Source organism: Nocardia sp. CA-128927, assembly GCF_050955855.1.
Lineage (GTDB): Bacteria > Actinomycetota > Actinomycetes > Mycobacteriales > Mycobacteriaceae > Nocardia.
The window spans coordinates 1,538,891-1,563,636 of the sequence record NZ_CP192087.1; the positions used below are offsets into that span (position 1 = coordinate 1,538,891).

Consider the following 24,746-nt stretch of genomic DNA (forward strand, 5'->3'; position numbering starts at 1 on the left):
CCCACTAGCCCTGGATGTTCCAGATTCCCGTCGCGGCCACCTCACGTGCGTATTCGGTGAAATCCCTTGGCTCCCGGCCCAACGCGCGTCGCACGCCATCGGCGGTCTTCGAGTTCCGGCCGTCCAGGATCGTGCCGAACAGGTAGTCGAGCAGGCTCACCACATCGGCGGGCACCTGGTAGTCGGTCAGTGCCGCAACGAATTCCGTGCGCGAGACCGGGATGAACGCGATGTCCCGCCCGGTCGCCGCGGCGATCTCCGCGACCGCCGCGGTGAAGGTCAGCGCGCGTGGCCCGGTCAGCTCGTAGACCGCGCCCTGATGCCGGTCCTCGGTGAGCGCGAGCACGGCGACATCGGCGATGTCGTCGGCGTGTACGAACGGTTCCGGCACGTCACCGTTGGGCAGCGCGACCTCGCCCGCCTGGATGTACTCGGTGAACGCGCCTTCGCTGAAGTTCTGCGCGAAGAAACTGCACCGCACGATGGTCCAGTCGAGGCCGGATTCCTGCACGATCTCCTCGCATTCCAACGCCTCCGGTTCGCCACGGCCGGACAGCAGTACGAGCTTGTGCACGCCGCTCTGCTTCGCCGCGGCCGCGAACGCGCGCAGGGTCTCGGGGGCGCCGGGCACCGCGAGGTCGGGCTGGAACGCGACGTACGCGGCGTGCACACCGTCCAGTGCCGCGGGCCAGGTGCTGCGGTCCGCCCAGCTGAACGGGATCTCCGCCGAACGCGACCCGATCCGGATCGGATGGCCCGCCTGCTGGAGCCGGGCGGCGACCCGGCCGCCGGTCTTGCCGGTGCCGCCGGTGACGAGGATGAGGTGCTGGGTTGCGGTGCTGTTTGTCATGGTTCAAGTACATCGGCGGGGGCCGAGACGAGACATAGTTCAACAGCTCATGACCATGCGTAATCGTCTACTGTGGGTGGCGTGGATGCGCTCGCCAGTCTGCTCGAAGGTCCACGTGCCCGCGGCGCGTTCGTGATGTGTTCGTTGCTGAAGCCGCCGTGGTCGCTGCGCATTCAGGACGAAGCGTCGCTCGCCGTGGTGTCGATGGTCCGCGGCGGCGCGTGGATCATGATGGGCGAGAACGCGCCGCGCCAGTTGTGCGAAGGCGATGTCGCGATCTTCCGCGGACCCGACTATTACACGCTCGCCGACGACCCGGCCACCGCGCCGGAGATCGTCATCCATCCCGGCAATGTGACGAAGACGCTCGACGGCGAAGTCCTTTGCGAGACATTGAGTCTCGGCGTGCGCCAGTGGGGGACCGACGCCGACGGCGCCACCATGATGGTGACCGGCACCTACGAGACGGCCGGTGCGGCCAGCCAGCGCCTGCTGCGCGCCCTGCCGCCGGTCATCGTGCTGCAACGCGGCGACTTCGACACCCGGCTGCTCGACATCCTGGTCGACGAGGCCATCAAGGAAGAGCCCGCCCAGGGCGTCGTGCTCGACCGTCTGCTGGACATGGTGCTGATCGCCGCCCTGCGCGCCTGGTTCGCGCGCAACGACGCACCCGCCTGGTACCACGCGTACAGCGACCCGCTGGTCGGCAAGGCGCTGCGGCTGCTGCAACACAATCCGGCGCACGGCTGGACGGTGGCCAGCCTGGCCGAGGCGGTCGGGGTGTCCAGGGCCGCGCTCGCCCGCCGCTTCACCGACCTGGTCGGCGAGCCGCCGATGTCCTTCCTCACCGAATGGCGTCTCGCGCTGGCCGCCGACCTGCTCGCCGAATCCGACGCCACCATCGAAGCCATCGCCCGCCAGGTCGGTTACGGCAGCGCCTTCGCCCTGAGCACCGCCTTCAAACGCCACTTCGGCGTCAGCCCGCGCGACCACCGGCAGGGCGCCACCCCGGCTGAGCTATCGTCGGCCGGGTGACGCAGCAGTATCCGGTGCTCTGGCCGATGCCCACCCGATGGGCGGACAACGACCACTACGGGCACGTGAACAACGTGACGTACTACTCGTACTTCGACACCGCGGTCAACGCGTGGTTGATGCACGCCACCGGCACGGACATTCGGGAGCTGCCCGCGCTCGGCGTGGTCGCGCAGACCTCGTGCCAGTACGTCGGCTCGCTCAGTTTCCCGGATCAGTTGCAGGTCGGTTTGCGCGTCTCGCAGCTCGGGCGGTCCAGCATCACCTACGACCTGGCTATCTTCCGGGATGCCGATGGCGAGCTCGAACTGGCGGCTACCGGCTCGTTCGTGCATGTCTATGTCGACGCGGAAACCCGTAAGCCCGTGGAGATTCCGGCGGTCATCCGTACTGCCGCCACCGCGCTGGTCACCGACTGAGCCGGTGCGGCAACGGTTTTGCTGCTAGCGTCGGGATGGCGACCTGGGAGTGGTCGCGGGTAGTACTTGCGTCACCTCGTGGAGGAATGTTGTTCGGTCGGTTGTTTGCTGTGTTGTTGTCCGCTGTCGCATTAGTAGCGGGAAGTACCGGTTTCTCCGGTGCTTCGCCGGTGGGGGTTTCGGTACTGCCGCGGCCGGGCGGCCAATCTCCGGTCGGCACAACGACTCTGCATCTGGTCGATGCCGCGCGGCCGGATCCGTTCAGGCCGGAGCGGTCCCGCGAGTTGATGGTGTCGGTGTTCTATCCGGCTGCTCAGATCGACAAGTATCCGCGGGCGCACTACGCGTCAACGGTGCTGATCCCGGAACTCGAGAAGCGCTTCGGTATCGGGCTGCCCGGCCTGCTCACCAACTCCTACAGCGGTGCACCCGCGCTCGCGGGGTCGGCGTATCCGGTGATTCTGTTCACCCCCGGCGCCGGGGTCTCGCGGGTGCTGAGCACCGGCCTGGCCGAGGATCTGGCCAGCCGTGGCTACGTGGTCGTGACCATCGACCACACCTACGAGGCGCCGGTGGTGGAGTTCCCCGACGGCAGGTTCGCCCAGTTCGCGCCGATGCCCGCCTTCGACAAGGAAACCCGGCACCGATACGCGGACGCCAGGATGCTCGACACCCAGCTCGTCCTCGACTCACTCGCCGGACTGGCCCGCGGCGCGAATCCGGACGCCGAGCACCGCGAACTGCCCGCAGGTCTCGATCGCGCCCTCGACCTGGACCGCATCGGGATGGTCGGGCACTCACTCGGTGGGTTCACCGCGGTCGAGTCGATGCACGACGACCGCCGCATCGACGCCGCGATCGATCTCGACGGGCAGATCGGCATCGACGAGGATCTCGGCCGCGCGGCCACCGAAGGCGTGGACCGGCCGGTGCTGGTTATGACGAGTCAACAGGCCACCGAGGTCGGCGACGCCGTCCCATCCCTGGATGCGTTCTGGCAGCACACCACCGGCTGGAAACGTCAACTGATGCTGCGAGATTCGGCCCACTACGACTTCACCGACATGCCCGCCCTGGTACCCGCGATCGCCCGTCCCGCCACCAAGCAATACATCGGCCCCATCCCCGCAGACCGCGCCACAACCCTGGTACGCACCTACGTCGCGGCCATGTTCGACAAGTTCCTCCGCGATCGCCCGAACACCGTCCTCGACCAACCGCCGACGGATCCGGAGCTCGTCCTCAACCGCTAACGCTCAGCATCGAGCCGCACACCTTCTGATTTCCCGCACACCGAATCGCATGCGATTCGATATGCGGGAAATCACGAAGTGTGCGGCTGTGTTGGCAGCGACCGGATTTGCGGGCGGGTGGGCATGGTCGATTGCGCGTTGCCAACGGCGAATTGCCGATTCGCCGTTCAGGTCCTGCCAAGTCCACCGGACCACGCGCAGGCCTGCGTCGCGGAGGGCATCCTCGCGAAGCTTCTCCTCGAAGACAGCGTCACCAGCTTCTTGTCCGGGCTTCAGCAGTCGGCCGTACTTGACTCGCCCGTCGAATTCGCCGACCACGCCGGCTTTTTGGTCGTAGAAATCCACGCGGCCTAGGAAATTGCCCGCTGCCGACCAGACATCTCCTTGTTGTGATGGCATAGGTAACCCGTGTCGATGGAACATGACTCGGCTCCGCGATTCGCCAACGCTCTCGCTGCGGGCGTCGAGGAAGCAAACCGTCCGCCGCGCTTGCGATATCCCGTTGCGGCGGTTGGCAAGTTCGAGCTCGATGGCCAGCTCTTCCGTCGTGACACCGAGCTTCCGGATTGCGGCATCGCCCGCGACGACAGCTTGCTCGAACGGCAGAGTACGCGCGAGATCAACTATCGTCCGTGCTGGTGAGGTGACCCACCACCCATCGACCTCCACCACTCCGCCAACGATAGGCGCACAGTGCACCTTCAATGAATGACGCACGCGTCCCCCGTTTCGTCGATCGCGCGTCACGTGCACGCACTCCAATGCTGTTGCCCACAAAGGCACCTCGTATAACACGGCCGCGGATTGATGACTCACCACCGTTTCCGGCGCCATGGCGGACAGGGTCGATTCGAGGAGCAGTCGGTGTCGTCCGACGCCATCCCTGCCGTTGAAGTCAGCCTCTTCGATGTAGCAACCATGGCCGAGCCGATGCCACCCCTGTCGGCGATACAGCTGGCGAATGTCGTGGTCGGTATACCCCTGTGCCAACACGCTCCGACGGCGCTGTATCTCCTCCATGGCGGAGATCCTCGCCCCTCCGAATGCCCACGCACACCCCCGCTCGCTCGATTGTGGATAACTCGCACCTGTGCATAACCGAGCCCGCACACCTCCTGACTTCCCGCACACGAAATCGCATGCGATTCGATATGCGGGAAATCAGGAGGTGTGCGGCTGAGGCTTTCAGCTTTGCAAGGCGGCTTGGAAGCGGCGCATGCCGTCGAGCCAGCGGTCGTAGTCGGTGCCCTTGTAGCGGTACATCTTCAGTACCTCGGGGTGCGGGAGGATCAGGAAGTGCTCGGCTTCGATACCGGCGACAACGACCTCGGCGACCTGGTCCGGGGAGAGCAACGCGCCGGCGGTCTTCACGGCCTTCACCGCGAGCTCGGCCTCGGCGGAATGCTCCGGCGGCACCAGGCCGCCGTGCAGGAGCTGGGTGTCCACTCCCATCGGGCACACGCAGCTCACTCGAATGCCCTTGTCGCCGTAAGTGACCGACAGCCACTCGGCGAATCCGACGGCGGCATGTTTGGAGACGGCGTAGGGCGCGGATCCGAGCTGGGTGAGCAGGCCCGCCGCCGAGGCGGTGGTGACGAAGTAGCCCGTTCCGCGTGCCAGCCAATCCGGCACCAGCAGCCGTGCGGCGCGGACGTGGGCGAGCACATTGACCTCCAGCGCCGCCGCCCACTGCGCATCGGTGCTGTCCAGTCCGGCGCCACCACCGATGCCCGCGTTCGCGAAATACAGTTCCACCGGACCGAATTCGGCCTCCGCGCGCTCGATCAGCCCGCGAATCACCTGCTCGTCCGCGACATCGCCGCCGACCGCGACCGCTGCGGCACCGAGGGATTCGGCGACGCGGGCCGCGCCGTCGGCATCGAGGTCGGCGAGCACCACGCGTGCCCCGTCGGCAACCAGCCTGCGGGCCAATGCCGCGCCGATTCCCGCTCCGGCCCCCGTGACGATCGCAACCTTGCCCGAAATCTCCATTCCCGCACCTTAGCGGGGCCTCACCGGCCCGCCGCCGCGAATTCGGCAACCACCTCGTACAGCTCAGGATGGGCGGTGGCGTAGGTCGGCGCGACGGCGAGTCGCTGTTGGAAGGCCGGGTTGTTGCCTGCGGCGCGCCAGGCGTCCGCGCTGTCCCAGTGCGCGACATTGACCGCCTGGAATCGGGCCGAGGGGTCGGTCGAGCGGTGCAGCCGGTTGTCGCGGAAACCCGCTGCGGCGCTCATCAACTCGGCGCGGGTCCGCCAGTGCGCCAGGAATTCGTCCACGAGTTCGGCGGGCAGTTCGAAGGCGTTGACGAAGGTGATACCCCGCCCGGCCGGTGTTGCGTCCGAACGATATTCGGCCGCGACAGCGTATTCGCTGCCCTGCACCTCGGCGTAGTCACGAGACGACTGCGCCGAGGTCTGGAAGGCCGGATTCGCCAGTGCCGCATCGCGGGCCGCGACACTGTCCCAGTTCGCGACCATCACCAGCGGAAGCTGCGCGTCGGTGGCGAGCGCGCGATGCAGTCGGGCATCGCGGAATCCTGGTGCTTTGCTGACGATTTCGGCGCGGTGGCGCCATTGCTCGATGAATTCGTCGGCTCGGTCGGCCGGTAGCCGGGTCGTGTCGATCACGGTGAGCGCGTTGTCGGTCATCTCCTCATCCTCAGGCCTCGATCGCACTCGAGGTCAAGGATTCCGCGTGGCAAATACCTGTCAGTTGCCGCGCGACAGCCGATTCAGCAGCGGCGCGGTGCGTGGGCCGACCAGTTCGCGCATCACCAGCGCCATGTTGGTGCGCTCCACCCCGGGAATCTTCAGTATCTGCCCGGCAATTCGATACAGGTCGTCGGCGTCCCTGGCGACCACACGGACCGTCAGATCGGTGAGCCCGGTCATGCCGCACACCTCGGTCACCTCCGGCACCTCGGCGAGTTCGTCTACGACGGAATCCAATTGGTGCTGATCGACGACCACCGCGACGAAGGCTGCCAGCGGATAACCGAGCGCGCGCGGCTGTACCCGGCGCTCAAAACTGCCGAGCACGCCACCGGCCTCCCAGCGCGACAGCCGAGCCTGCACGGTGTTGCGGGACAGTCCGAGCCGGGCGGCCAGCTCCACGCCGGTGGCTCTCGGATTGGCGACCAGTTCCAGCAAGAGCCTGGCGTCGGTGGCGTCCAAGGTCACGTCGACGGTTTCTCTGGTCATGCAACGCAGTATGACATTGGCGACCGGGTAAGAATTGAGCATTCTGCGCATTCGCGTGTCGATCACTTGCGCAGATCGCATTATCGTGGATGCTGTGAGGTAGAGCACACCGGATGGTGAGGAGGCGGCTACCGATGCCAGACAAGGTCGAGTATCCGGTTCAATTGGTCCAGCCCGACGGTCGCCGCGTCCTCGATCGAGAGCACGCCGCGCTGGTCGCCGACGTAGGGCCCGAGCAGCTACGTGCCCTATACGAAGACATGGTCGTCACCCGCCGGATCGACACCGAAGCGACCGCGCTGCAACGCCAGGGCCAACTCGGTCTATGGGCGCCGTTGCTGGGGCAGGAGGGCACCCAGGTCGGTTCCGCGCACGCCCTGCACCCCGACGACTACGTCTTCTGCAGCTATCGCGAGGCCGCCGTCGCCTACTGCCGCGGCGTGAATCCCAGCGAGATCACCCGGCTCTGGCGCGGCGTCGCGCACTCCTGCTGGGATCCGAACGCGGTCAACATGACCAACCCGAACATCATCGTCGGCTCGCAAGGTTTGCACGCGACCGGCTATGCCTACGCCGCGCATCTGGACGGCGCGGAGATCGCGACCATCGCCTACTTCGGTGACGGCGCGAGCAGTCAGGGCGACATCGCCGAGGCGCTCGGCTTCGCCGCGAGTTGGAGTGCGCCGGTGGTGTTCCTGTGCCAGAACAATCACTGGGCGATCAGCGAACCGGTTCGAGTGCAGAGTCAGACGCCGATCGTGCGCCGGGCCTACGGCTACGGCATCCCCGGCGTGCAGGTCGACGGCAACGACGCGCTCGCGGTGCTCGCCGTGACGCGACAGGCGGTGGCACGCGCCCGTTCCGGTGGCGGACCGTCCTTCATCGAGGCGCTCACCTACCGGATGGGCCCGCACACCACCGCCGACGACCCCACCCGCTACCGCGCGTCCGCGGAGACCGAGGAGTGGGCCCGCCGCGACCCGATCGACCGGCTACGCAGGCTGCTGGAACGCGAGTCGCTGTTCGACTACGGATTCGAGCGGCAGGTCGCCGAGCACGCCGACGAGGTCGCCCGCCAGGTGCGCACCTCGACCATCGAGATGCCCAACCCCGAACCGATGGACCTGTTCGACCACGTCTACACCACCCCGCACGCGCTCATCACCGAAGAGCGACGGGAGTACGCGGAATACCTGGCTGGCGATCCCAGCGAGGCGGCCGCGCGACCGGAAGGAGTCCCTTCATGATCACCACGTTCGCAGGAGCGTTGAACACCGGACTGCGCCGCGCGCTGGAGGACGACCCCAAGGTCATTCTCATGGGCGAGGACATCGGTCGTCTCGGCGGCGTCTTCCGGGTGACCGACACCTTGCAGAAGGACTTCGGCAACAACCGGGTCGTCGACACCCCGCTGGCCGAATCCGGCATCGTGGGAACAGCTTTCGGCATGGCGCTACGCGGCTACCGGCCGGTGTGTGAGATCCAGTTCGACGGATTCGTCTACCCCGCCTTCGACCAGATCGTCTCGCACGTGGCCAAGATCCACTACCGGACGCAGGGAAAGGTGAACGCGCCCATCACGATTCGCATTCCGTTCGGCGGCGGCATCGGCTCCGTGGAGCACCATTCGGAATCGCCGGAAGCCTATTTCGCGCACACCGCCGGGCTGCGAGTGATGACGCCGAGCAATCCCGCCGACGCGTATCTGATGATCCGCCAGGCGATCGCGCTGGACGACCCGGTGATCTTCTTCGAACCCAAGCGGCGCTACTGGGACAAGGCCGACGTCGACTTCCTCGCGCTCGACCAGGACGGCGGGCTGCCGCTCGGCCGCGCCAGGGTGTGCACCGTCGGCACCGACGCCACTGTCGTCGCCTACGGCGGTACCGTGGCCACCGCCCTGTCCGCCGCGAAAATCGCTACGGAGGAGGGACATTCGCTCGAGGTGATCGATCTGCGCAGTCTCTCGCCGATCGACTTCGACACCATCGAGGAGTCGGTCGCCAAGACCGGCAGGCTGATCGTCACCCACGAGGCACCCGTATTCGCCGGTCTCGGCGCGGAAATCGCGGCGCGGATCACCGAGCGCTGCTTCTACCACCTGGAGGCGCCGGTGCTGCGCGTCGGCGGATTCGACATCCCATACCCCCCGGCTAAGCTCGAGAAGTTCCACCTGCCCGATCCCGATCGCATCCTCGCCGCGGTCGATCGAACGCTCGCCGCCTGACGCCGGTCCGCCGTAGTGAGAGGTGCCCACGTGGAAGATCGTGCTAAGCCGGGCCCGGGCAACGTCCTGGAATTCCGGCTCCCCGACCTGGGGGAGGGGCTGGCCGACGCCGAGTTGGTGTCCTGGTCGGTCAGCGTCGGCGACGCGGTGGAACTGAATCAGACGATCGCCGAGGTCGAGACGGCGAAGGCGGTGGTGGCGCTGCCTTCGCCGTTCGCCGGGCGGGTGGTGGAGTTGCTCGCGCAGCCGGGGGAGACCGTGCTGGTCGGGGCGCCGTTGATTCGGGTGCAGGACGATACGGCGGTGCCGTCCGGCCAGGAGAGTGCGACGAATGGTGCCGAGGTGGCAGGGGATGCGCCCGGGGCGGGGCGTACTGCGGTGCTGGTGGGTTATGGGCCGGAGGGCGAAACGGTGTCGCGGCGTCGTAGGCCCGTTGCATCTGTTGCCACACAATCGGATTCGAGTCGGCGACCGGTCGATGTGGCAGCAGAGCCGGACGCGGATGAATCCTTTGCGCACCGCGGCGCCGGGTCGGAATCACCTGCCGTGCAATCAGTTTCACCCGACATTGCGGTATCCGGCTCGGAGCTTCCCGAAGATGAAGCAGCAGAATCGTTCTCGCGCCGTGCCCGACCCTCGCTGACCACAACCAGAGCGGCCGCCACCCCGGCCGCCCGCAGGCTCGCCCGTGAGTTGGGCATCGATCTGTGGTTCGTCGCGGGCTCCGGACCAGGCGGTGCTGTAACTGTCGAGGACGTGCGCGGCGCCGTCCCCGTGTCGCAACCGCGGACACTGGCCAGTCAATCGCAGGCCGCCCCGGTGGCGACCGCACCGGCCGTCACCGACCCGGATGCCGGACTGATCCGCCCCTCCGCCCGCGAGCTGCGCACACCGATCAGCGGCATCCGCAAGCGTACCGCGGCGGCAATGCTGGCCAGTGCCCGCACTATCCCGCAGGCGAGCACCTTCGTCACCCTCGACTGCACCGCGTCGATGGAGCTGCTCGACCACCTGCGCAGCACCAAATCCTTTGCCGAACTGACCCTTACCCCGCTCGCGCTGGTGGCGAAGTCGGTGCTTGCGGCGCTGGCCGAATTCCCGGAGATCAATGTCTTCTGGGACGAGGCGAATCAGGAGATCGTCACCAAGCACTACGTGAACCTCGGCGTCGCCGTGGCCACCGATCGCGGACTCCTGGTGCCGAACATCAAGGAGGCGCAGTCGTTGAGCCTGCGCGACCTGACCAGGGAAATCGGCTGGCTGGCCGAGACCGCGCGCTCGGGCGGCGCCAGCCCCACCGACCTGCGCGGCGGCACGTTCACCATCACCAACGTCGGCGTGTTCGGGGTGGACACCGGCGTGCCGCTGGTGAATCCCGGCGAGGCGGCGATCCTGTGCCTCGGCTCGATCCGTAAGCGGCCGTGGGTGTTCCGCGACGAACTCGCGATCCGCTGGGTCACCACGCTCGGCATCAGCTTCGATCACCGGATGATCGACGGCGAACTCGCCTCCCGCTTCCTCGCCACCACCGCCAGCCTCCTCGAAGACCCACTCACCCTGCTGAGTCGCATCTAGTGCGAGATTCAGGTGTGATGTCACGTGGGGGAAACATTGTGGGGGCTCGATGTAAAGAAGACCGACTAGTTCTGTAGGTATGGCAGAGACTGCGCATCTCGTCGATACCAGGTTGCCGTTCGGGCGGCAGCTCACCTTCGGCATCCAGCACGTGCTGATCATGTACACCGGGTGCATCACGGTGCCGCTGGTGTTCGGGGCGGCCGCGGGGCTCGACCGGGCCACCATCGGCCTGCTGATCAGCGCGGACCTGCTGATCGCCGGGGTGATCACGCTGGTGCAGAGCCTAGGGATCGGGAAGCTCGCCGGTGCGCGGCTACCGATTATCTGCGGGGCCACCTTCATCGGGCTCGATCCCATGATCCTGATCGCCAAGGAGTACGGGCTCCCGGCGGTCTACGGCTCGATGATGATCGGCGGTGTGGTCGGCGTCGCGCTGGCGTTGCCGTTCGCCCGCCTGGTGCGGTTCTTTCCGCCGCTGGTCACCGGGACCGTGCTCACCGTGGTCGGCGTCTCGCTGATCGGGGTGGCGGGCGGGCTGATCATCGGCACCGACTCGAAGGCGGCCGACTTCGCCGCGCCGTCCCATATCGGTCTCGCCGCCGTCGTCTTCGTGATCGCCGTCGGATTCATGTGCCTCGGCCGGGGCATGGTTTCCCAGCTCGGGGTGCTGATCGGCCTGGTGGTCGGCATTGTCATCGCCATCCCGATGGGTTTGATCGATACCGACGGCATCGCCGGGACCGACTGGGTCGGCCTGCCGAAGCCGTTCCATTTCGGCGCGCCGGAGTTCCCGATCACCGGGGTGGTCGCGATGAGTGTGGTGATGGCGGTCGTGTTCGCCGAATCGACGGCGAGCATGCTGGCGATCAGCGAGATCACCGGAAAGCCGATCAGCAAGGGCGATTTGGCGCGTGGCCTGGTCGGTGACGGGCTGTCCGGCGTGCTCGGCGGGGTGTTCACCGCGTTCGTCGACACGATCTTCAACCAGAATGTCGGCGCCGTCGCCGCGACTCGGGTCTACAGCCGCTACGTCACCGCCACCAGCGGGGCGATCCTGGTGGTGCTCGGTGTGCTGCCGCGCTTCGGCGCGTTCGTCGCGGCGGTCCCCGAGCCGGTGGTCGGCGGCGTCGGACTGGTGCTGTTCGCCACGATCGCCATCGTCGGCGTCGACACCCTGCGCAAAGCCGACCTCGGCGACCGCGTGAACGCCACCATCGTCGCCACCGCCGTCGGCGTCGGCCTACTGCCGGTCATGGCGAAGGACATGTTCGTCCACTTCCCCGACGCCGCTCAGATCCTCCTCACCAGCGGCATAACCCTGGGCGCGATAACAGCTTTCACGCTGAACATGGTCTTCAACCACACCAGGCTGGGCACATTCGCCCGAGGCGACTCCACTCCGAAACTCGCAGAGGAGTCGACTGCCGCCGAATCAACAGGCCACAGCGACATCCCCGCCCCAGCAAGTCCGGCTCCCGCCTGACCGGCCGCACCGCGAGTGGCACACCACGGCGGACCGCTCTCGACGTTTGCCGCCACCGTGTGCCACTCGCCGAGCATTCGCGCCTCATGGGCCGGGCCCGCTTGTGTTCGGACTTCGCACACCTGCTTGCTTCCTCGCGCATCCGATAGACAGTCGATTGCTGTGCGAGAGATCAACGAGGTATGCGAAGTCGTGACGTTGACCGGCTGGCCGCAACAGGTTTGGGGGTTCCGTCAGTCTCGGGCCGTCAGTACCTTGCGGACGATCAGGCCCGCGATGAGCGCCCAGAAGGCGGCGCCGATGCCGAGGAAACCTACGCCGGAGGCGGCGATCAGGAACGTCACGATGCCTGCTTCGCGGTGCTTCTCGGAGCTGAGCGCACCGGTCAGGGCGGCGGCCAGGGTGGCTAGGAGGGCAAGGCCCGCAACGGTTTCCAGTATGCCTTTGGGTGCGGTGGCGATGAGCGTGACCAGGGCCGCGGAGCCGAGGGCGAGCACCAGGTAGCCGATGCCGGAGGTGAAGGTGGCGATCCAGCGTTTCTTCGGGTCGGGGTGGGCCGAGGGGGCCGCGGAGAGGGCGGCACTGATCGCGGCCAGGTTGATGGCGTGGCCGCCCGCGGGGGCGCCGAGGATGGTGCCGATGCCGGTAACGGTCATCGCCGCGCGCCAGGGGACCTGGTAGCCAAAGGATTTCATGACCGCGGTGCCCGGAATGTTCTGCGACGCCATGGTGACGATGTAGAGCGGTATCGCGACGCCGATGATCGCCTGCCAATTCCAGTGCGGCAGTGTCAGTTCCACCGAAGGCACCATCGCGGCGAAGTCGAGATGCTTGTGCTGCACCGCGATACTGATGCCGGAGCCGACCGCCGCCGTGACGAATGCCGCGATCACCGCCCAGCGCTTGGCCACCCGCTGCAGCACCAGCCACACCAGGATCACCGGAATCACCACCGCCGGACTGGACTGCACCGCCTTCACCGGGGCCAGGCACAGCGGCAGCAGCACCCCGGCCAGCATGGCCTGCGCGATCTCCACCGGAATCGCGGCTACTAGGTTCCCGAGCCGCTGCCACAGGCCGGTGATCACGATCAACACCCCGGCGATCGCGAACGCGCCGACCGCGGCGGGCCAGCCGCCGACCACCGCGCCGGTGCTCGCTAGCAGCGCCGCGCCGGGCGTGGACCAGGCCAGCGTGATCGGCATCCGATACTTGTAGCTGAGCAGCAGCATGCCGACCGCCTGCGTCACGCACACCGCGAGCAGCCCCGACGCCGCCTGCGCCGCATTCGCGCCGACCGCATTGAGCCCACTGAGCACGACGGCGAACGCGCTGGTGAAACCCACCAATGCGGTGACAACGCCGGCACCGAGCGGCTGCGCGAGTCCGACCTCGGGGGCGACGGTGGATTCCGGCCCGTGGTCCTGCTCGGGCGCCGCGGTAGCTGGGGAAACGTTCGACATTGTGGCGATCCTGCCCGCAACTGGACTGGTCCGTCACGTGCCAGTCGGCCGAAACTGGACCGAATTGGTGCACCGCCCGTGACCAGGGCGATCCGCACGACCCGCCGGTGGTCCGATCGTCCGCATTGCCCCACTTACCGGCGAGTAGCGCTGGGGTGCAGCCACATTGCCCTGTTCAAATGCGTAGTCTGATGGGTATTCGGTGCGCGAGGGTGCGATTACTGGACTAGGAGCTGTGTTGAGCGCGGTACTGATCTCACCGGTAGAGCTTCGGGAAGCGTTGTCGGACAAGCGGGTTCGCCTGCTGGACGTCCGATGGTCGCTGGGTGACCCGGACGGGCCGCAACACTATCTGGACGGTCACGTCCCCGGCGCGGTGTTCGTCGACATGGAAACCGAGCTGTCCGCCCCGCCGTCGCCCACCCGCGGCAGGCACCCGCTGCCGGACATCGCGCAGCTGGAGAAGTGCGCGCGCAGCTGGGGCATCCGCAACGACGATCCGGTGGTCGTCTACGACGCGACCGGCGGCATGGCGGCCGCCCGCGCCTGGTGGCTGCTGCGCTGGGCAGGCATCGCCGACGTGCGGATCCTCGACGGCGGACTGCCCGGCTGGACGAACGCGGGCGGCGAACTCGCCACCGGCACCGAGCCCGACCCGGAACCCGGCGATGTCGCGCTGAGCCCCGGCCACCTGCAGGTCATCGACGCCGACGCGGCCGCCCGCTGGCGCGGCGTCCTCCTCGACGCCCGCGCGGGCGAGCGCTACCGCGGCGAGATCGAGCCGATTGATCCGCGCGCAGGCCACATCCCCGGCGCCATCAGCGCCCCCACCGCGGAAAACCTCGACGCCAGCGGACGCTTCCGCGCCCCGGCCGAACTGCGCGACCGCTTCGCCGGATTCACCGCCGAACCGGTCGCGGTCTACTGCGGCTCCGGCGTCACCGCGGCCCACCAGGTCGCGGCCCTCGCCGTCGTCGGTATCGACGCGGCGCTCTACCCGGGCTCGTGGTCGCAGTGGTCGAACGATCCGAAGCGACCGGTCGCGACCGGAAGCTGATCGCCAGGGCACCGGATCCGACCCGCTCGTGCGGTGGCTCAGCGGAGCAATGACCGGCCGGGCGGGAGGATGTGAACGCTGGCATCGGGCGCCAGGTCGGCGGCGGCCACTACCGAGTGCTGTTCGGCACGGCGGGTACGCCCGGCTGGGAGCCGACCGATGCCCAGCTGCCCGGCCTGCCGGTCTTCCGTCGGCTCGTGGCTGCCGCCGAGGCCTGTGGCAGCGCGGATCCCACCGCCACAGCCACCTGCCTCTGGGCCGCGATGCACGGCCTGATCACTTTGCGTCAGGACCGGCCGAGCTTTCCCTGGCCGGACCTCGACGTACTGCTCGAAACGCTGATCACCGCACATCTCGCCGCTGCCACGGGTTCGGCGACAATGCGAGATCGGAGTTGAATTCCCTTGGCAGTAAACAATTTCGACAGCAGGTCCAGTTCGCCGATGCTCAGGGGCACGTACGCGCCACACCCTGCAACGCCCTGCTGTCCGCTTCGCTCACCGACAGCTCGTATTGCACGGCAACGGTGAGGTACTTGCCCGCATAGAAGCAGTGGTTCGCGCGTGCGGGTGGCAGCCATACGGCAGGGGTCTTGTCGCCCTTGGCCTCGTTGGTGCGGCCGTCGGTGGCGAGCAGGTTGAAGTCGAGGTCGTTGGCGAAGCGGATGCGGCGTTCGGGCGGCCAGGCGGCGGCGCCCAGGTCCCAGGCGGCGGCCAGCGGGTACACGTGGTCGATCTGGACGTCGTTGGCGTCGGCCTTCTTGAACGGGATCTGCTTGCCGGTGTAGGGGTCGTTCAACGTGCCCCCGACGACGACACAGTCACGCGTCCCCGGCCGGAAGCTCACCTCGGCGAGCTGCTTGGCCAGCACGTTGTTGCGGGTATCGCAGCCATCGTGCCCGCCGGGCCCGTCATTGTCATCGGTCCAGGCGGGCCCGAACACACAGCCCTGCCCCGGCTTGCACCTACGCTCGTAACCGCCGGGATGCGGTCGATCCGGAACCACCTGCACCTCGGCCAGCAGCCGCTCCAACTCGACGCTGGTCGGACTACCGGGCGCGGGCGCCACCGGGGCAACACCGAACTGGCCGCACCCGACGGCGCACAGCGCGACGAGCGCGCCGACGAACCAACGCCGAATGTCCATGACGCCAGAGATACACGGGTGGACCGACATTCGTGGAACCTGAAGCACGAGCAGTTGTCAGCAGAGCGGCGACACAACCCTCACAACCAGGCCCGCGCGAGCAGGTCGTCGTCGGCGACCTCGCTTGCCCTCGGTGGGAACCGGGTGGCCGAAATCGACTCGGCGTTCGCGCCGTCGTGCCCGATCAGCCACGAGCCGCCGCGCTCCTCGCACTCGGCGAGCTTGGCGAAGGTGGCGAGCAGGAAGGCGATGGCGTCGTGCGAGTCCAGGGTTCGGGCCAGGCGCTGTGATTCACCGGGGCGGGACAGGTCCAGCCACACACCGGATTGACCGTCGAGCCGCATGCCGACGATCTTCTCGGCGTTGATGAAGGTGAATTTGCGCCGTTCCCACGGCGTCGTCGGCGTGAAGCTCTGCTCGAGAACTTGGAGCAGAATCGTCATGATTGCCTCCGTTGACCAGCGGATATTCAAGTATGTTCCGCCCGGGCGCAGAAATCCAGAAAAGCGGGATCGCGGCGCTCGGCGCGCTGTCGGACCCACCTGCTTGGATGGGTTGATGCTGCACGGTCTGTGGTCGCCGGGATCCGGGTTGCTGCTCTGGCACGACTCACCCCTCACCATGCTGCCCGACCCGTTGGGCGGCGTATTGAGCGCGTCGAAATTCCGGCACCGGGCAGACGTGCTGATCATCGGTCCGGACGGCAAGGAGACCGAGCAGGTGCGCGCGCACGCGATGGCCCCGGCGGCCGCCGCCGTGGCACTGCGGCAGCGACTTCCGGCCGAGGCGGTGTCGGGTGACCTGCGCTTTCTCGCCCATGTGGCGCACGGTGTCGAACGCTGGGTGCGGGCCGGTCGGATCGTGCCGGAACTGCGCCGAGCCGACGGGCAGTGGTGGGCGCGCTGGCGACTGGTCGGCGGCGAGCGGCAGCGCGCGTGGCTGGCCGAACTGGCCGTCGCGATGCCCGCCGCGTTGCAGGTGGCGGGGCGGCCGAATGCGTTGCTGGACGACCTGGTCACCGAGCTCACCGACCCGATCGCACGCGCGCTGATCGACCCGCCGGACTCCGAGCATCCGCTGGTGGACGCCCTCGTCCGCGATATCCCCCTAGACGCGGGCAGCTACCGGGTCGCCGAGACGCTGGAGCACTGGCGAGCCACGCTGACCGGTGACGAGCCGGAGTTGGTGCTGCGTCTACTCGAGCCGGACGGCGAGCTCGGCACCGCCGACGAATCGGTGGCGCTGTGGCGGCTGGAGGTCTGCCTGCGCGTCGACGGTGAGGCACCGAATCCCGTTCTGCTGCACACTGATCCGAACTTGCTGCGGGTCGCCGTGGAGAAGCTCGGCGAAGCGCAGCGGGCGTACCCGCGGCTGCGTGACCTACCAAGCGATCCGCGCTCGATGGACCTGCTGCTGCCGACCGAGGTCGTCGTCGACCTGGTCGAGCACGGCGCGCACGCGCTACAGGCCGCCGGCGTGCGCCTGCTGTTGCCGCGCGCCTGGAACGTCAGCGCGCCGACCATGCGGCTGCGGGTGGAGAGCGCGGTGCCCGCCGCCGAAAGCACCGTCGGCATGCCGGGACTCGTCTCCTACCGCTGGGAACTCGCCCTCGGCGACACCATCCTGACCAAGGCCGAGATGGAGCGTCTGGTCAGCAGCAAATCCGATCTGGTCCAGCTGCGCGGCGACTGGGTGCAGGCCGACCACAAGGTGCTGGCCGCGGCCGCCCGCTACGTCGCCGCGCACACCGACACCTCCGAGATCACCTTCGCCGACCTGATCGGCGAACTCGCTGGCGGTCGCATCGAACAGGTGCCGGTCACCGAGGTCACCGCCACCGGCTGGGCCGCCGACATCCTGGACCGCACCCGCGAACTCGAGCCGATCACCCCGCCGATCGGCCTGAAGGCGCAGCTGCGGCCCTACCAGGAACGCGGCCTCGCCTGGCTGGCGACCATGAGCCGCATGGGTTTCGGCGCGATCCTGGCCGACGACATGGGTCTCGGCAAGACCATTCAGGTGCTCGCGTTGATGGTGCATGAGCGCGAGGCTGCAAGTGTCTCCGACGGCCCCACCTTGCTGGTGTGCCCGATGTCGGTGGTCGGCAACTGGCAGCGCGAGACCGAGCGTTTCGCGCCGGACCTGCGCGTGTGGGTGCACCACGGGGTGGGCAGGCGCTCGGGCGCGGAGCTGGATTCGGCGGTGGCCGAGGCGGATCTGGTGATCACGACGTACTCGCTGCTCGCTCGAGACCTCGATGAGCTGAAGCGGCAGTCGTGGGACCGGATCGTGCTCGACGAGGCGCAGCACATCAAGAACGCAGGCACCAGGCAGTCGCGCGCGGCCCGCAGCCTGCCCGCGCGACATCGGTTGGCGCTCACCGGAACTCCGGTGGAGAACCGCCTGGAAGAGCTGCGCTCGATCATGGATTTCGCGGTGCCGAAGGTGCTCGGCAGTCCGCAGACCTTCCGCGCCCGCTTCGCTGTGCCGATCGAACGCGAGCGGGACGAGAACGCGATCAGCAGGCTGCGGATGATCACCCAGCCGTTCGTGCTGCGCCGGGTGAAGACCGACCCCGCCGTGATCACCGATCTGCCCGACAAGCTGGAGATGACGGTGCGGGCGAACCTGACCGTCGAGCAGGCCGCGCTGTACCAGGCGGTGGTCGACGACATGCTGGCCAAGATCAAGGACGCGAAAGGCATGGCGCGCAAGGGCGCCGTGCTCAGCGCGCTGACCAGGCTCAAACAGGTGTGCAACCATCCGGCGCACTTCCTCGGCGACGGCTCCACTGTGTTGCACCGCGGTAGCCACCGCTCCGGCAAGCTCGCGCTGGTGGAGGACGTGCTCGACGCGGTGCTCGCGGACGGCGAGAAAGCGTTGCTGTTCACCCAGTTCCGCGAGTTCGGCGACCTCATCGCGCCCTACCTGGTCGAGCGCTTCGGCACGGAGATCCCGTTCCTGCACGGCGGCGTATCCAAGCAGCGGCGCGACACCATGGTCACCCGGTTCCAGGAGCCGGACGGCCCGCCGCTGATGTTGTTGTCGCTCAAGGCCGGTGGCACCGGGCTGAACCTCACCGCGGCCAATCATGTGGTGCACCTGGATCGTTGGTGGAATCCGGCGGTGGAGAACCAGGCCACCGACCGCGCGTACCGGATCGGGCAGGTGCGCAACGTCCAGGTGCGCAAGCTGGTCTGCGTCGACACCATCGAAGAGCGGATCGACGAAATGATCAACGGCAAAAGGCAACTCGCCGATCTGGCCGTCGGCGCGGGGGAGAACTGGATCACCGAGATGAGCACCGACGACCTGCGTGAGCTGTTCATGCTCGGGGCGGAGGCGGTCGGCGAATGAGTCCCTACATCGACTACAACGAGTACGGCAAGCGCCGCCCGGTGCGCGGCGGGGTCGAGGCACGCAGTCGCCGTGGCGGTTTCGGGCGCACCTGGTGGGGCCGGGCGCTGATCGAGGCGGTCGAGCAGATGGCCGATGGCGGGCGCATGTCGCGGGGCCGCACCTATGCGCGGGCCGGGCAGGTGGTCAGCTACCGGATCGAGCCCGGCTCGGTGACCGCGGAGGTGCAGGGCAGCCAACCTCGTCCGTTCACCGCGGTGTTCACCGTGCGGCCGCTGCGCGAGGAGGAACTCGAGCTACTCATCGAGACGATCCGCGACGCGCCGGGCATGCTCGCCGAGATCGCGTCCGGTGCGCTGCCGACCGCGCTCGGTCCGCTGCTGCTGCCGACCACCGCCGCCGACCTGGATTTCACCTGTACCTGCCCCGACCCGGGCTGGCCGTGCAAACATGTGGCCGCGGTCTGCTACCTGCTCGCCGAACGGCTCGATGAACGCCCCCGCGAGATCCTCGCGCTGCGCGGCCTCGACCTGGACACCCTCATCGGCGGCATCGAACGCGACCTGCAGACCACCGACTCCGACGATCCCTACGGGAACGACGCCCAGCTGCCGAACCTGCCGAAGATCGACTTCCGCCCGGCCCCGGACGACCTGGACCCGTTGCTGCTGCGCAAGGCGTTGCGGATGACCTCGGCCGAAGAGCCGATCGCCGCGGCGGGGCTGCGCGATCTCACCGCGCTGTATCGCATGTTCGAGGGCTGATCGAGCTTGGTAAGCATCCGGCGTCGGGGCTTGCGGTATGCCACCGGACTTTTCGGGGCGGGATCAGGTCCGGTGACACAGGGACCGGGACTTCCCGACACCGGATGCCTTACTCAGTCTGCGCGCACCGAACCCGCCCCGGAACTGCCCGAGGGTTGCCCAGCCGCTGCCCTTGCACCGCACTTCGGGCAGTGCCCCGGCCCCTGCCTAGGCTGGTAGCCGTGGCAGGCGAGCGTGCATGGCCGGAATCCGGCCCGTCGACCAGCAGCGATGATCTGGGCGCCGCTGTCCTGCTCGCGCGGCCACCGCGGCGGGTGGCGTCGCTGGTGCCCTCGTTGACCGAGGCCGTCGCCGCGACCCGTCCCGACGTGCTGATCGCCGCAACCGACTGGTGCACGCATCCGGCCGATCTCGGTGTCGAGCGGGTGCGCGGCACCAAGAACCCCAACGTGCGCCGCATCATCGAACTCGCGCCCGATCTGGTGTTGTGCAACATGGAGGAGAACCGTCGCATCGATGTCGACCGCCTCCGCGCGGCCGGAATTCCGGTGTGGGTCACCAGAATCGAAACCGTGGACGACGCGCTCGCCTCGCTGGCGCGGCTGTTCACCGTCGCCCTGAGTACCGCCATCCCGCCTTGGCTCACCGAGGCCGAATCAGTCTGGGCGCCACCACCGCCCACGCCGCCGCGCAACGCGGTGATCCCCATCTGGCGCAACCCGTGGATGGTGGTGGGCCGCAACACCTTCACCGGCGACCTGGCCAGCCGCCTCGGCTTACGCCTCGTGCACGCCGACCGCCAGGACCGTTATCCCCGCCTCACCGACCCCGAACTGACCACCGGAATCGACCTTGCCGTCCTACCTGACGAGCCCTACGTGTTCACCAGAACCGATGGCCCCGAAGCCTTTCCGGGAACGCCGGTCGCGCTGGTCGAGGGCCGCAGCCTCACCTGGTACGGCCCGTCCTTGGCCACCGCCCGGCAAACCCTCACCCAGCAGCTGGCGGCGGCTTTCCCCGGTGGAGCTCAGCCGAGCTCGTAGTCGAACCACATGTGGTGGCCACCGTCCTCGTCCACGCTGAGGCCGCCGGTGCCGGTGATGCCGGCCAGGGCACCGGTCCCGCTGGCCGGGACGATGACGAAGAACTCGGCGGCGCGGTCGCTGCCCGAGGTGGTCGCCGAATGGGCGAAGTTGAAGCTGCCCGCGTTACCGTTCAGCGCGCCCTCGAACGACTCCATCGCGACGTAGGTGCCGTTCCCGGTGGCCTGGTCGAACGCCGCGGTGAACAGGGTCGCCGAACGCCCGGTGATGTCGCCGTCGAACTCCTTCACGATGTGTGCGACGCCGACCGGCAGCGCGGTGTCGATGGGCGGGTCAGGAACTACTTCGGTAGGAACGAACGAGACGACGGAGAAGGTGCCGATAGCTTTCATGCGCCGGATCGTAACGACGCGCACCGACACCTTCGCCGCTGCTACGCCGACGTCGCGAACCGGTAGTCGGTCAGGTCGAAGTGCCCACTGCGCCAGGCGGCTTCGACCGTGGTCGACGGCCGCAGCGGCACGTCGCCGTGCTTGTCGAAGTAGTAGCTGTTGGACACGGCGCAGCTGTCCTGCCAGAACACCTGGCCGCCGCGGCGGTCGAGCATCTCCTTGAAGAAGCGGTCGTTGGCCTCGCGGGTCACCTCGACCACCGTCGCGTTGCCCGCGCGGGCGTGCCGCAGGCAGCGCAGGATGTGCCTGGTCTGGTTCTCGATCAGGGCGAAGTAGGACGAGCCGTTGTAGCCGTAGGGGCCGATGATCGAGAAGAAGTTGGGGAATCCGGGGACGCTCACGCCCTCATAGGCTTGCAGCCGGTTCTCGTCCCACCACTTCTCCAGATCGAGCCCGCCGATGCCGCGCAGGTGGTAGGTCGGCATGTTGCCGGATTCCATCACCTTGAAGCCGGTCGCCAGCACCAGTACGTCGACCGGGTATTCGGTGCCGCTGGCGGTGCGCACGCCGGTGCTGGTGATCTGCTCGATCGGATCGGTCTCCAGCACGACATTGTCGCGGTTGAAGGTGGCCAGGTAGTCGTTCGAGAAGCTCGGCCGTTTGCAGCCCAAAGCGTAACGAGGCGTGAGCTTTTCGCGGACCACCGGATCGTGCACCTGACTGCGCAGATGTGCGTGGCCTGCCCGCTCGCCGAGCGCGGCGGTCGGCAGACTCGTGTGATAGTGCGCGGCGATCGGGAAGGTGATCTCGACGTAGGTCTGGCTGATCAGCCGGGTCAGCGACCGTGCGCCGGGTATCCGCAGCGCCCACTGCACCGGCTTGGGCAGCGGCAGATCCAGCCGGGGCAGGCACCAGATCGGCGTGCGCTGGAAGACGACGAGCTGCTCGACCTCGGGCGCGGTCTCCGGAATCACCTGCACCGCAGACGCTCCCGTGCCGATGATGGCGACCCGCTTGCCGCGCAGGTCCTGCTGATGGTCCCAGCGCGAGGTGTGCATGGTGACCCCGGTGAAGTCCTCGACGCCCGGGATCTCCGGCAGCTTGGGCCGGGTGAGCACCCCGGTGGCGCTGATGACGAAGCGGGCCGTCAACTCGCCACCGTCGGACGTGTGCAGCCGCCAGCGGCAGCCGTCCTCGTCGAACTCGGCCTCGGTGATGTTGGTATCGAACCGAATTCGCGGCCGCAGCTGGTACTTGTCCACGCACGATTCGGCGTACGCCTTCAATTCCCGGCCCGGCGCGTACGTCCGGGACCAGCTGGCGCGCTGCTCGAAGGAGAACTGGTAGCTGAACGACGGAATGTCCACGGCGATACCGGGATAGGTGTTCCAGTGCCAGGTGCCGCCGACACCGTCGGCCTCGTCGACGATGAGGAAATCGTCGAATCCGGCCTCCTGCAACTTGATCGCGGCGCCGATTCCGGAGAACCCGGCGCCGACGATGATCACCTCATGGTCGATCCCGTTGCTGCTCATGCCACCTCCCGTATCCGGTGCGCTTCATCGCGCCACCGCCCGTGCGTCATGGGCCGTGTCCGCGGCGAAGACGGCGGAGTCGGCCCGGTGCTGAGCGCCGCCAATCGGTAATTGGCCGCACATGCCACCAATTAGGCGCGTGGTGGGGTACTTTGTCAACCATGAGCCTGCGTGTACCGGCCCGGACCTGGGGCGGGCGCACCACCGAGGAACGCCGCGCCGAACGCCGCGCGCGGCTGATCGATGCGGCCCTGGACATGTGGATCGAGAACGGCTGGGCGGCCGTAACGATGCGCGGTGTCTGCCAGCGCACCGCGCTCAACGACCGCTACTTCTACGAGCACTTCGCCGACCGCGACCAACTGCTGGGTGCCGCCTGGGACGCGGTCTGCACCGACGTGCTGGCTGAGCTGGCCGCGATTTTCACCGATCACGTCGCGCAACCGCCGCTGGAGATCCTGCGCGCGGCGGTGACCCGCGCGGTGCGACTGCAATCCGACGACAACGGGCGCGCCCGCATCCTGCTGGCCGACCACGCGGGCAGCGCCGTGCTGGAGCAGCGCCGCAAGACGATGCTCACCGACGCCACCGACCTGCTCGTCGTCACCTCGCGGCCGTACCTGCGCCCGGAGACCGACGAACTCGAGTTCCGGATGAGCACCCTCGCGGGCATCGGCGGCTTCATCGAACTGCTCACCGCGTGCCGCACCGGCGCGATGGACATCGACGGCACCCGGATCATCGAGCACACCTGCCGACTCGGCGCGCTGCTCGGCACCCAGTACCTGCCGCCGGAGATCATTTCCCCTGCGGGATAACGGGTTTCGGCCCGTCAAGCGATCGCGTTGTCGATCCGGTACACGCGTCGGGCGGTAGTCCGGAAGATGTGCTCGAGCTCCGGCTGCCCGCCACCGTGTCCGGTGACCGCGGTGGCGACCGCCTCGATGCTGCCGGCGATGGTGGTAATCGGTTTGTCCACCGGGAAGTTCGAGCCCCAGATCAGGCGGTCCGCGCCGAACACGTCGAGGGCGTGTTCGATGAGCGGGTGAATCCGGTCCACCAGCAACGGAACCGGAGTGGCGGTACCGCGCGGCGGCACCGGATGGCCGAGGACCGGCATCATCAGCCCGCTCACCTTCGCGACCACGTTCGGTTGTTCGGCGAGTGCGGACAGGTCGTCGCGCCAGCGGATGAACAGCTCGCGGCGCAGGCTCGGGTTGGTTCCGGTGTGCTTGCCGACGGGCCCGAAAATGCCTGCGGGAGTGGCGAGATGGTTGAGCACGATCGGCACCTCCGGATAACGCTCGGCGAGCGCCGTCACATCGGGGAGGGCATGCGAGTACACCCAGGCCTCGAAGGAGAGGTCACGCTCGGCCAGCTGCCCGAAGCCGTTCAGGAACTCCTTGGTGGCCAGCGCGCCCGCGTGGTCGGTGTACGGCCGGACATCCGGATCGGGATGATGGGCCGCGTGCGAGCGGATGCCGCGCAGCAACGGTGCAGCGGCGAGGTGCGCATCGAGCAGCGCGGCGAAGTCGGGTGCCGCGGGATCCGCGCAGCCGAGGATCGCGCCGAGCTCGGGATTGTCGCCGCCGAACGGCAATCGGGCCACCCACGCCGTCTCGTCGGCCTCGGCCAGCGCGTCCTTGCCGACCCAGCCGACCTCGATGTGCACGATCGTGTCGATCGGCTCGTCACCGGCATCCGCGCGATAGTCCGCGGGCAGGTACGGCCGGGAGTAAGCCGTGGGGTCCCCGGTGAATTCGCGATCCCGACGCGGTGCCACCCGTTTGGCCAGATCGATCGGGAGCGGCAGTATTCGGAGCAACTTCGCCGTCTGGCTGAATACCCGGGGTGTGGTGAACGGATCCCACTGATTGATGTGTGCGTCGATGATCCGAAGACCCGATAGATCCATGTCTGCCGTCCCAACCGCGCCGATGG

24 protein-coding genes are annotated in these 24,746 nt (G+C 67.9%); 13 read left to right on the plus strand and 11 right to left on the minus strand.

Annotated elements, in window-relative coordinates; genetic code table 11:
• Positions 1-4: 4 nt before the first annotated feature.
• Positions 5-850, minus strand: a complete 846-nt coding sequence (locus ACQPW1_RS07160; protein WP_433661941.1) for an SDR family oxidoreductase — start codon at positions 848-850, stop codon at positions 5-7.
• Positions 851-931: 81 nt separating this feature from the next.
• Between ACQPW1_RS07160 and ACQPW1_RS07165 the strand changes: the two genes are divergently transcribed.
• From ACQPW1_RS07165 to ACQPW1_RS07175, 3 genes are all read left to right on the plus strand, one after another.
• The gene (locus tag ACQPW1_RS07165; protein WP_433661942.1) at positions 932-1,885 is read left to right on the plus strand and encodes an AraC family transcriptional regulator; all 954 of its coding nucleotides are present in this window, start codon (positions 932-934) and stop codon (positions 1,883-1,885) included.
• A gap of 26 nt (positions 1,886-1,911) precedes the next feature.
• Positions 1,912-2,304: an acyl-CoA thioesterase gene (locus tag ACQPW1_RS07170; protein ID WP_433665175.1), complete on the plus strand. Its 393-nt coding sequence runs from the start codon at positions 1,912-1,914 to the stop codon at positions 2,302-2,304.
• A 170-nt stretch (positions 2,305-2,474) separates the two neighbouring features.
• Entirely contained in the window at positions 2,475-3,557 is a 1,083-nt protein-coding gene (locus tag ACQPW1_RS07175; RefSeq protein WP_433661943.1) for an alpha/beta hydrolase family protein, read from the plus strand.
• A 3-nt stretch (positions 3,558-3,560) separates the two neighbouring features.
• Here ACQPW1_RS07175 and ACQPW1_RS07180 read toward each other — a convergent pair whose 3' ends face one another.
• The 4 genes from ACQPW1_RS07180 to ACQPW1_RS07195 all read right to left on the minus strand — a co-directional run bounded on the left by ACQPW1_RS07180 (position 3,561) and on the right by ACQPW1_RS07195 (position 6,760).
• Complete coding sequence (locus ACQPW1_RS07180) at positions 3,561-4,577, minus strand: hypothetical protein (protein WP_433661944.1); 1,017 nt, start codon at positions 4,575-4,577, stop codon at positions 3,561-3,563.
• 165 nt (positions 4,578-4,742) lie between these two features.
• The gene (locus ACQPW1_RS07185) at positions 4,743-5,549 is read right to left on the minus strand and encodes an SDR family oxidoreductase (protein ID WP_433661945.1); all 807 of its coding nucleotides are present in this window, start codon (positions 5,547-5,549) and stop codon (positions 4,743-4,745) included.
• A gap of 20 nt (positions 5,550-5,569) precedes the next feature.
• Positions 5,570-6,208 carry an antibiotic biosynthesis monooxygenase family protein gene (locus tag ACQPW1_RS07190; protein WP_433661946.1) on the minus strand — a complete coding sequence of 213 codons (639 nt, stop codon included), beginning with the start codon at positions 6,206-6,208 and terminating at the stop codon, positions 5,570-5,572.
• 60 nt (positions 6,209-6,268) lie between these two features.
• Positions 6,269-6,760, minus strand: coding sequence for an Lrp/AsnC family transcriptional regulator (locus tag ACQPW1_RS07195; RefSeq protein ID WP_357386696.1), 492 nt, complete (start codon positions 6,758-6,760; stop codon positions 6,269-6,271).
• Between the two features lie 134 nt (positions 6,761-6,894).
• Between ACQPW1_RS07195 and pdhA the strand changes: the two genes are divergently transcribed.
• The 4 genes from pdhA to ACQPW1_RS07215 all read left to right on the plus strand — a co-directional run bounded on the left by pdhA (position 6,895) and on the right by ACQPW1_RS07215 (position 12,048).
• A complete protein-coding gene (gene pdhA, locus ACQPW1_RS07200; protein ID WP_433661947.1) occupies positions 6,895-8,007 on the plus strand; it encodes a pyruvate dehydrogenase (acetyl-transferring) E1 component subunit alpha in 1,113 nt (370 codons plus the stop codon).
• Positions 8,004-8,987, plus strand: a complete 984-nt coding sequence (locus ACQPW1_RS07205; protein WP_433661948.1) for an alpha-ketoacid dehydrogenase subunit beta — start codon at positions 8,004-8,006, stop codon at positions 8,985-8,987. Before pdhA ends, ACQPW1_RS07205 begins: the two co-directional genes overlap by 4 nt.
• 30 nt (positions 8,988-9,017) lie before the next feature.
• On the plus strand, positions 9,018-10,562 hold the full coding sequence (locus ACQPW1_RS07210) for a dihydrolipoamide acetyltransferase family protein (RefSeq protein WP_433661949.1): 1,545 nt from the start codon (positions 9,018-9,020) through the stop codon (positions 10,560-10,562).
• A 79-nt stretch (positions 10,563-10,641) separates the two neighbouring features.
• Positions 10,642-12,048, plus strand: a complete 1,407-nt coding sequence (locus ACQPW1_RS07215; RefSeq protein ID WP_433661950.1) for a uracil-xanthine permease family protein — start codon at positions 10,642-10,644, stop codon at positions 12,046-12,048.
• A 233-nt stretch (positions 12,049-12,281) separates the two neighbouring features.
• Here the strand turns inward: ACQPW1_RS07215 and ACQPW1_RS07220 are convergent, their stop codons facing one another.
• Positions 12,282-13,511 (minus strand): benzoate/H(+) symporter BenE family transporter, encoded by a 1,230-nt coding sequence (locus tag ACQPW1_RS07220; protein WP_433661951.1) that lies wholly within the window; start codon positions 13,509-13,511, stop codon positions 12,282-12,284.
• Between the two features lie 238 nt (positions 13,512-13,749).
• Between ACQPW1_RS07220 and ACQPW1_RS07225 the strand changes: the two genes are divergently transcribed.
• Together ACQPW1_RS07225 and ACQPW1_RS07230 are read left to right on the plus strand one after the other, a co-directional pair.
• Positions 13,750-14,568: a sulfurtransferase gene (locus tag ACQPW1_RS07225; RefSeq protein ID WP_433661952.1), complete on the plus strand. Its 819-nt coding sequence runs from the start codon at positions 13,750-13,752 to the stop codon at positions 14,566-14,568.
• A 71-nt stretch (positions 14,569-14,639) separates the two neighbouring features.
• On the plus strand, positions 14,640-14,966 hold the full coding sequence (locus ACQPW1_RS07230) for a TetR-like C-terminal domain-containing protein (RefSeq protein WP_433661953.1): 327 nt from the start codon (positions 14,640-14,642) through the stop codon (positions 14,964-14,966).
• Between the two features lie 49 nt (positions 14,967-15,015).
• Here ACQPW1_RS07230 and ACQPW1_RS07235 read toward each other — a convergent pair whose 3' ends face one another.
• Positions 15,016-15,714, minus strand: coding sequence for an HNH endonuclease family protein (locus ACQPW1_RS07235; protein ID WP_433661954.1), 699 nt, complete (start codon positions 15,712-15,714; stop codon positions 15,016-15,018).
• A gap of 80 nt (positions 15,715-15,794) precedes the next feature.
• Entirely contained in the window at positions 15,795-16,157 is a 363-nt protein-coding gene (locus tag ACQPW1_RS07240) for a hypothetical protein (RefSeq protein WP_379286355.1), read from the minus strand.
• A gap of 115 nt (positions 16,158-16,272) precedes the next feature.
• On the opposite strand from ACQPW1_RS07240, the gene ACQPW1_RS07245 reads away from it, so the two are divergent.
• From ACQPW1_RS07245 to ACQPW1_RS07255, 3 genes are all read left to right on the plus strand, one after another.
• On the plus strand, positions 16,273-19,071 hold the full coding sequence (locus ACQPW1_RS07245; RefSeq protein ID WP_433661955.1) for a DEAD/DEAH box helicase: 2,799 nt from the start codon (positions 16,273-16,275) through the stop codon (positions 19,069-19,071).
• Positions 19,068-19,835 (plus strand): SWIM zinc finger family protein, encoded by a 768-nt coding sequence (locus tag ACQPW1_RS07250; RefSeq protein WP_433661956.1) that lies wholly within the window; start codon positions 19,068-19,070, stop codon positions 19,833-19,835. The genes ACQPW1_RS07245 and ACQPW1_RS07250 overlap by 4 nt, the downstream gene beginning before the upstream one ends.
• Positions 19,836-20,056: 221 nt before the next feature.
• Complete coding sequence (locus ACQPW1_RS07255; RefSeq protein WP_433661957.1) at positions 20,057-20,878, plus strand: helical backbone metal receptor; 822 nt, start codon at positions 20,057-20,059, stop codon at positions 20,876-20,878.
• Here ACQPW1_RS07255 and ACQPW1_RS07260 read toward each other — a convergent pair.
• Together ACQPW1_RS07260 and ACQPW1_RS07265 are read right to left on the minus strand one after the other, a co-directional pair.
• Complete coding sequence (locus ACQPW1_RS07260) at positions 20,863-21,270, minus strand: DUF3224 domain-containing protein (RefSeq protein WP_433661958.1); 408 nt, start codon at positions 21,268-21,270, stop codon at positions 20,863-20,865. The two genes, ACQPW1_RS07255 and ACQPW1_RS07260, sit on opposite strands and share 16 nt — an antisense overlap.
• 41 nt (positions 21,271-21,311) lie before the next feature.
• Complete coding sequence (locus tag ACQPW1_RS07265) at positions 21,312-22,805, minus strand: flavin-containing monooxygenase (RefSeq protein WP_433661959.1); 1,494 nt, start codon at positions 22,803-22,805, stop codon at positions 21,312-21,314.
• A 161-nt stretch (positions 22,806-22,966) separates the two neighbouring features.
• Between ACQPW1_RS07265 and ACQPW1_RS07270 the strand changes: the two genes are divergently transcribed.
• Positions 22,967-23,623: a TetR/AcrR family transcriptional regulator gene (locus ACQPW1_RS07270; protein ID WP_433661960.1), complete on the plus strand. Its 657-nt coding sequence runs from the start codon at positions 22,967-22,969 to the stop codon at positions 23,621-23,623.
• A 14-nt stretch (positions 23,624-23,637) separates the two neighbouring features.
• On the opposite strand, the gene ACQPW1_RS07275 is transcribed toward ACQPW1_RS07270, so the two are convergent.
• Complete coding sequence (locus ACQPW1_RS07275; RefSeq protein ID WP_433661961.1) at positions 23,638-24,720, minus strand: amidohydrolase family protein; 1,083 nt, start codon at positions 24,718-24,720, stop codon at positions 23,638-23,640.
• Positions 24,721-24,746: the final 26 nt, after the last annotated feature.

Coding starts and splice junctions, on each gene's coding strand:
- ACQPW1_RS07160 (WP_433661941.1), bottom strand. CDS start 850: ATGACAAACAGCACCGCAACCCAGCACCTCATCCTCGTCACCGGCGGC.
- ACQPW1_RS07170 (WP_433665175.1), top strand. CDS start 1,912: ATGCCCACCCGATGGGCGGACAACGACCACTACGGGCACGTGAACAAC.
- ACQPW1_RS07180 (WP_433661944.1), bottom strand. CDS start 4,577: ATGGAGGAGATACAGCGCCGTCGGAGCGTGTTGGCACAGGGGTATACC.
- ACQPW1_RS07185 (WP_433661945.1), bottom strand. CDS start 5,549: ATGGAGATTTCGGGCAAGGTTGCGATCGTCACGGGGGCCGGAGCGGGA.
- ACQPW1_RS07190 (WP_433661946.1), bottom strand. CDS start 6,208: ATGACCGACAACGCGCTCACCGTGATCGACACGACCCGGCTACCGGCC.
- ACQPW1_RS07195 (WP_357386696.1), bottom strand. CDS start 6,760: ATGACCAGAGAAACCGTCGACGTGACCTTGGACGCCACCGACGCCAGG.
- pdhA (WP_433661947.1), top strand. CDS start 6,895: ATGCCAGACAAGGTCGAGTATCCGGTTCAATTGGTCCAGCCCGACGGT.
- ACQPW1_RS07205 (WP_433661948.1), top strand. CDS start 8,004: ATGATCACCACGTTCGCAGGAGCGTTGAACACCGGACTGCGCCGCGCG.
- ACQPW1_RS07215 (WP_433661950.1), top strand. CDS start 10,642: ATGGCAGAGACTGCGCATCTCGTCGATACCAGGTTGCCGTTCGGGCGG.
- ACQPW1_RS07220 (WP_433661951.1), bottom strand. CDS start 13,511: ATGTCGAACGTTTCCCCAGCTACCGCGGCGCCCGAGCAGGACCACGGG.
- ACQPW1_RS07235 (WP_433661954.1), bottom strand. CDS start 15,714: ATGGACATTCGGCGTTGGTTCGTCGGCGCGCTCGTCGCGCTGTGCGCC.
- ACQPW1_RS07240 (WP_379286355.1), bottom strand. CDS start 16,157: ATGACGATTCTGCTCCAAGTTCTCGAGCAGAGCTTCACGCCGACGACG.
- ACQPW1_RS07245 (WP_433661955.1), top strand. CDS start 16,273: ATGCTGCACGGTCTGTGGTCGCCGGGATCCGGGTTGCTGCTCTGGCAC.
- ACQPW1_RS07250 (WP_433661956.1), top strand. CDS start 19,068: ATGAGTCCCTACATCGACTACAACGAGTACGGCAAGCGCCGCCCGGTG.
- ACQPW1_RS07260 (WP_433661958.1), bottom strand. CDS start 21,270: ATGAAAGCTATCGGCACCTTCTCCGTCGTCTCGTTCGTTCCTACCGAA.
- ACQPW1_RS07265 (WP_433661959.1), bottom strand. CDS start 22,805: ATGAGCAGCAACGGGATCGACCATGAGGTGATCATCGTCGGCGCCGGG.
- ACQPW1_RS07270 (WP_433661960.1), top strand. CDS start 22,967: ATGAGCCTGCGTGTACCGGCCCGGACCTGGGGCGGGCGCACCACCGAG.
- ACQPW1_RS07275 (WP_433661961.1), bottom strand. CDS start 24,720: ATGGATCTATCGGGTCTTCGGATCATCGACGCACACATCAATCAGTGG.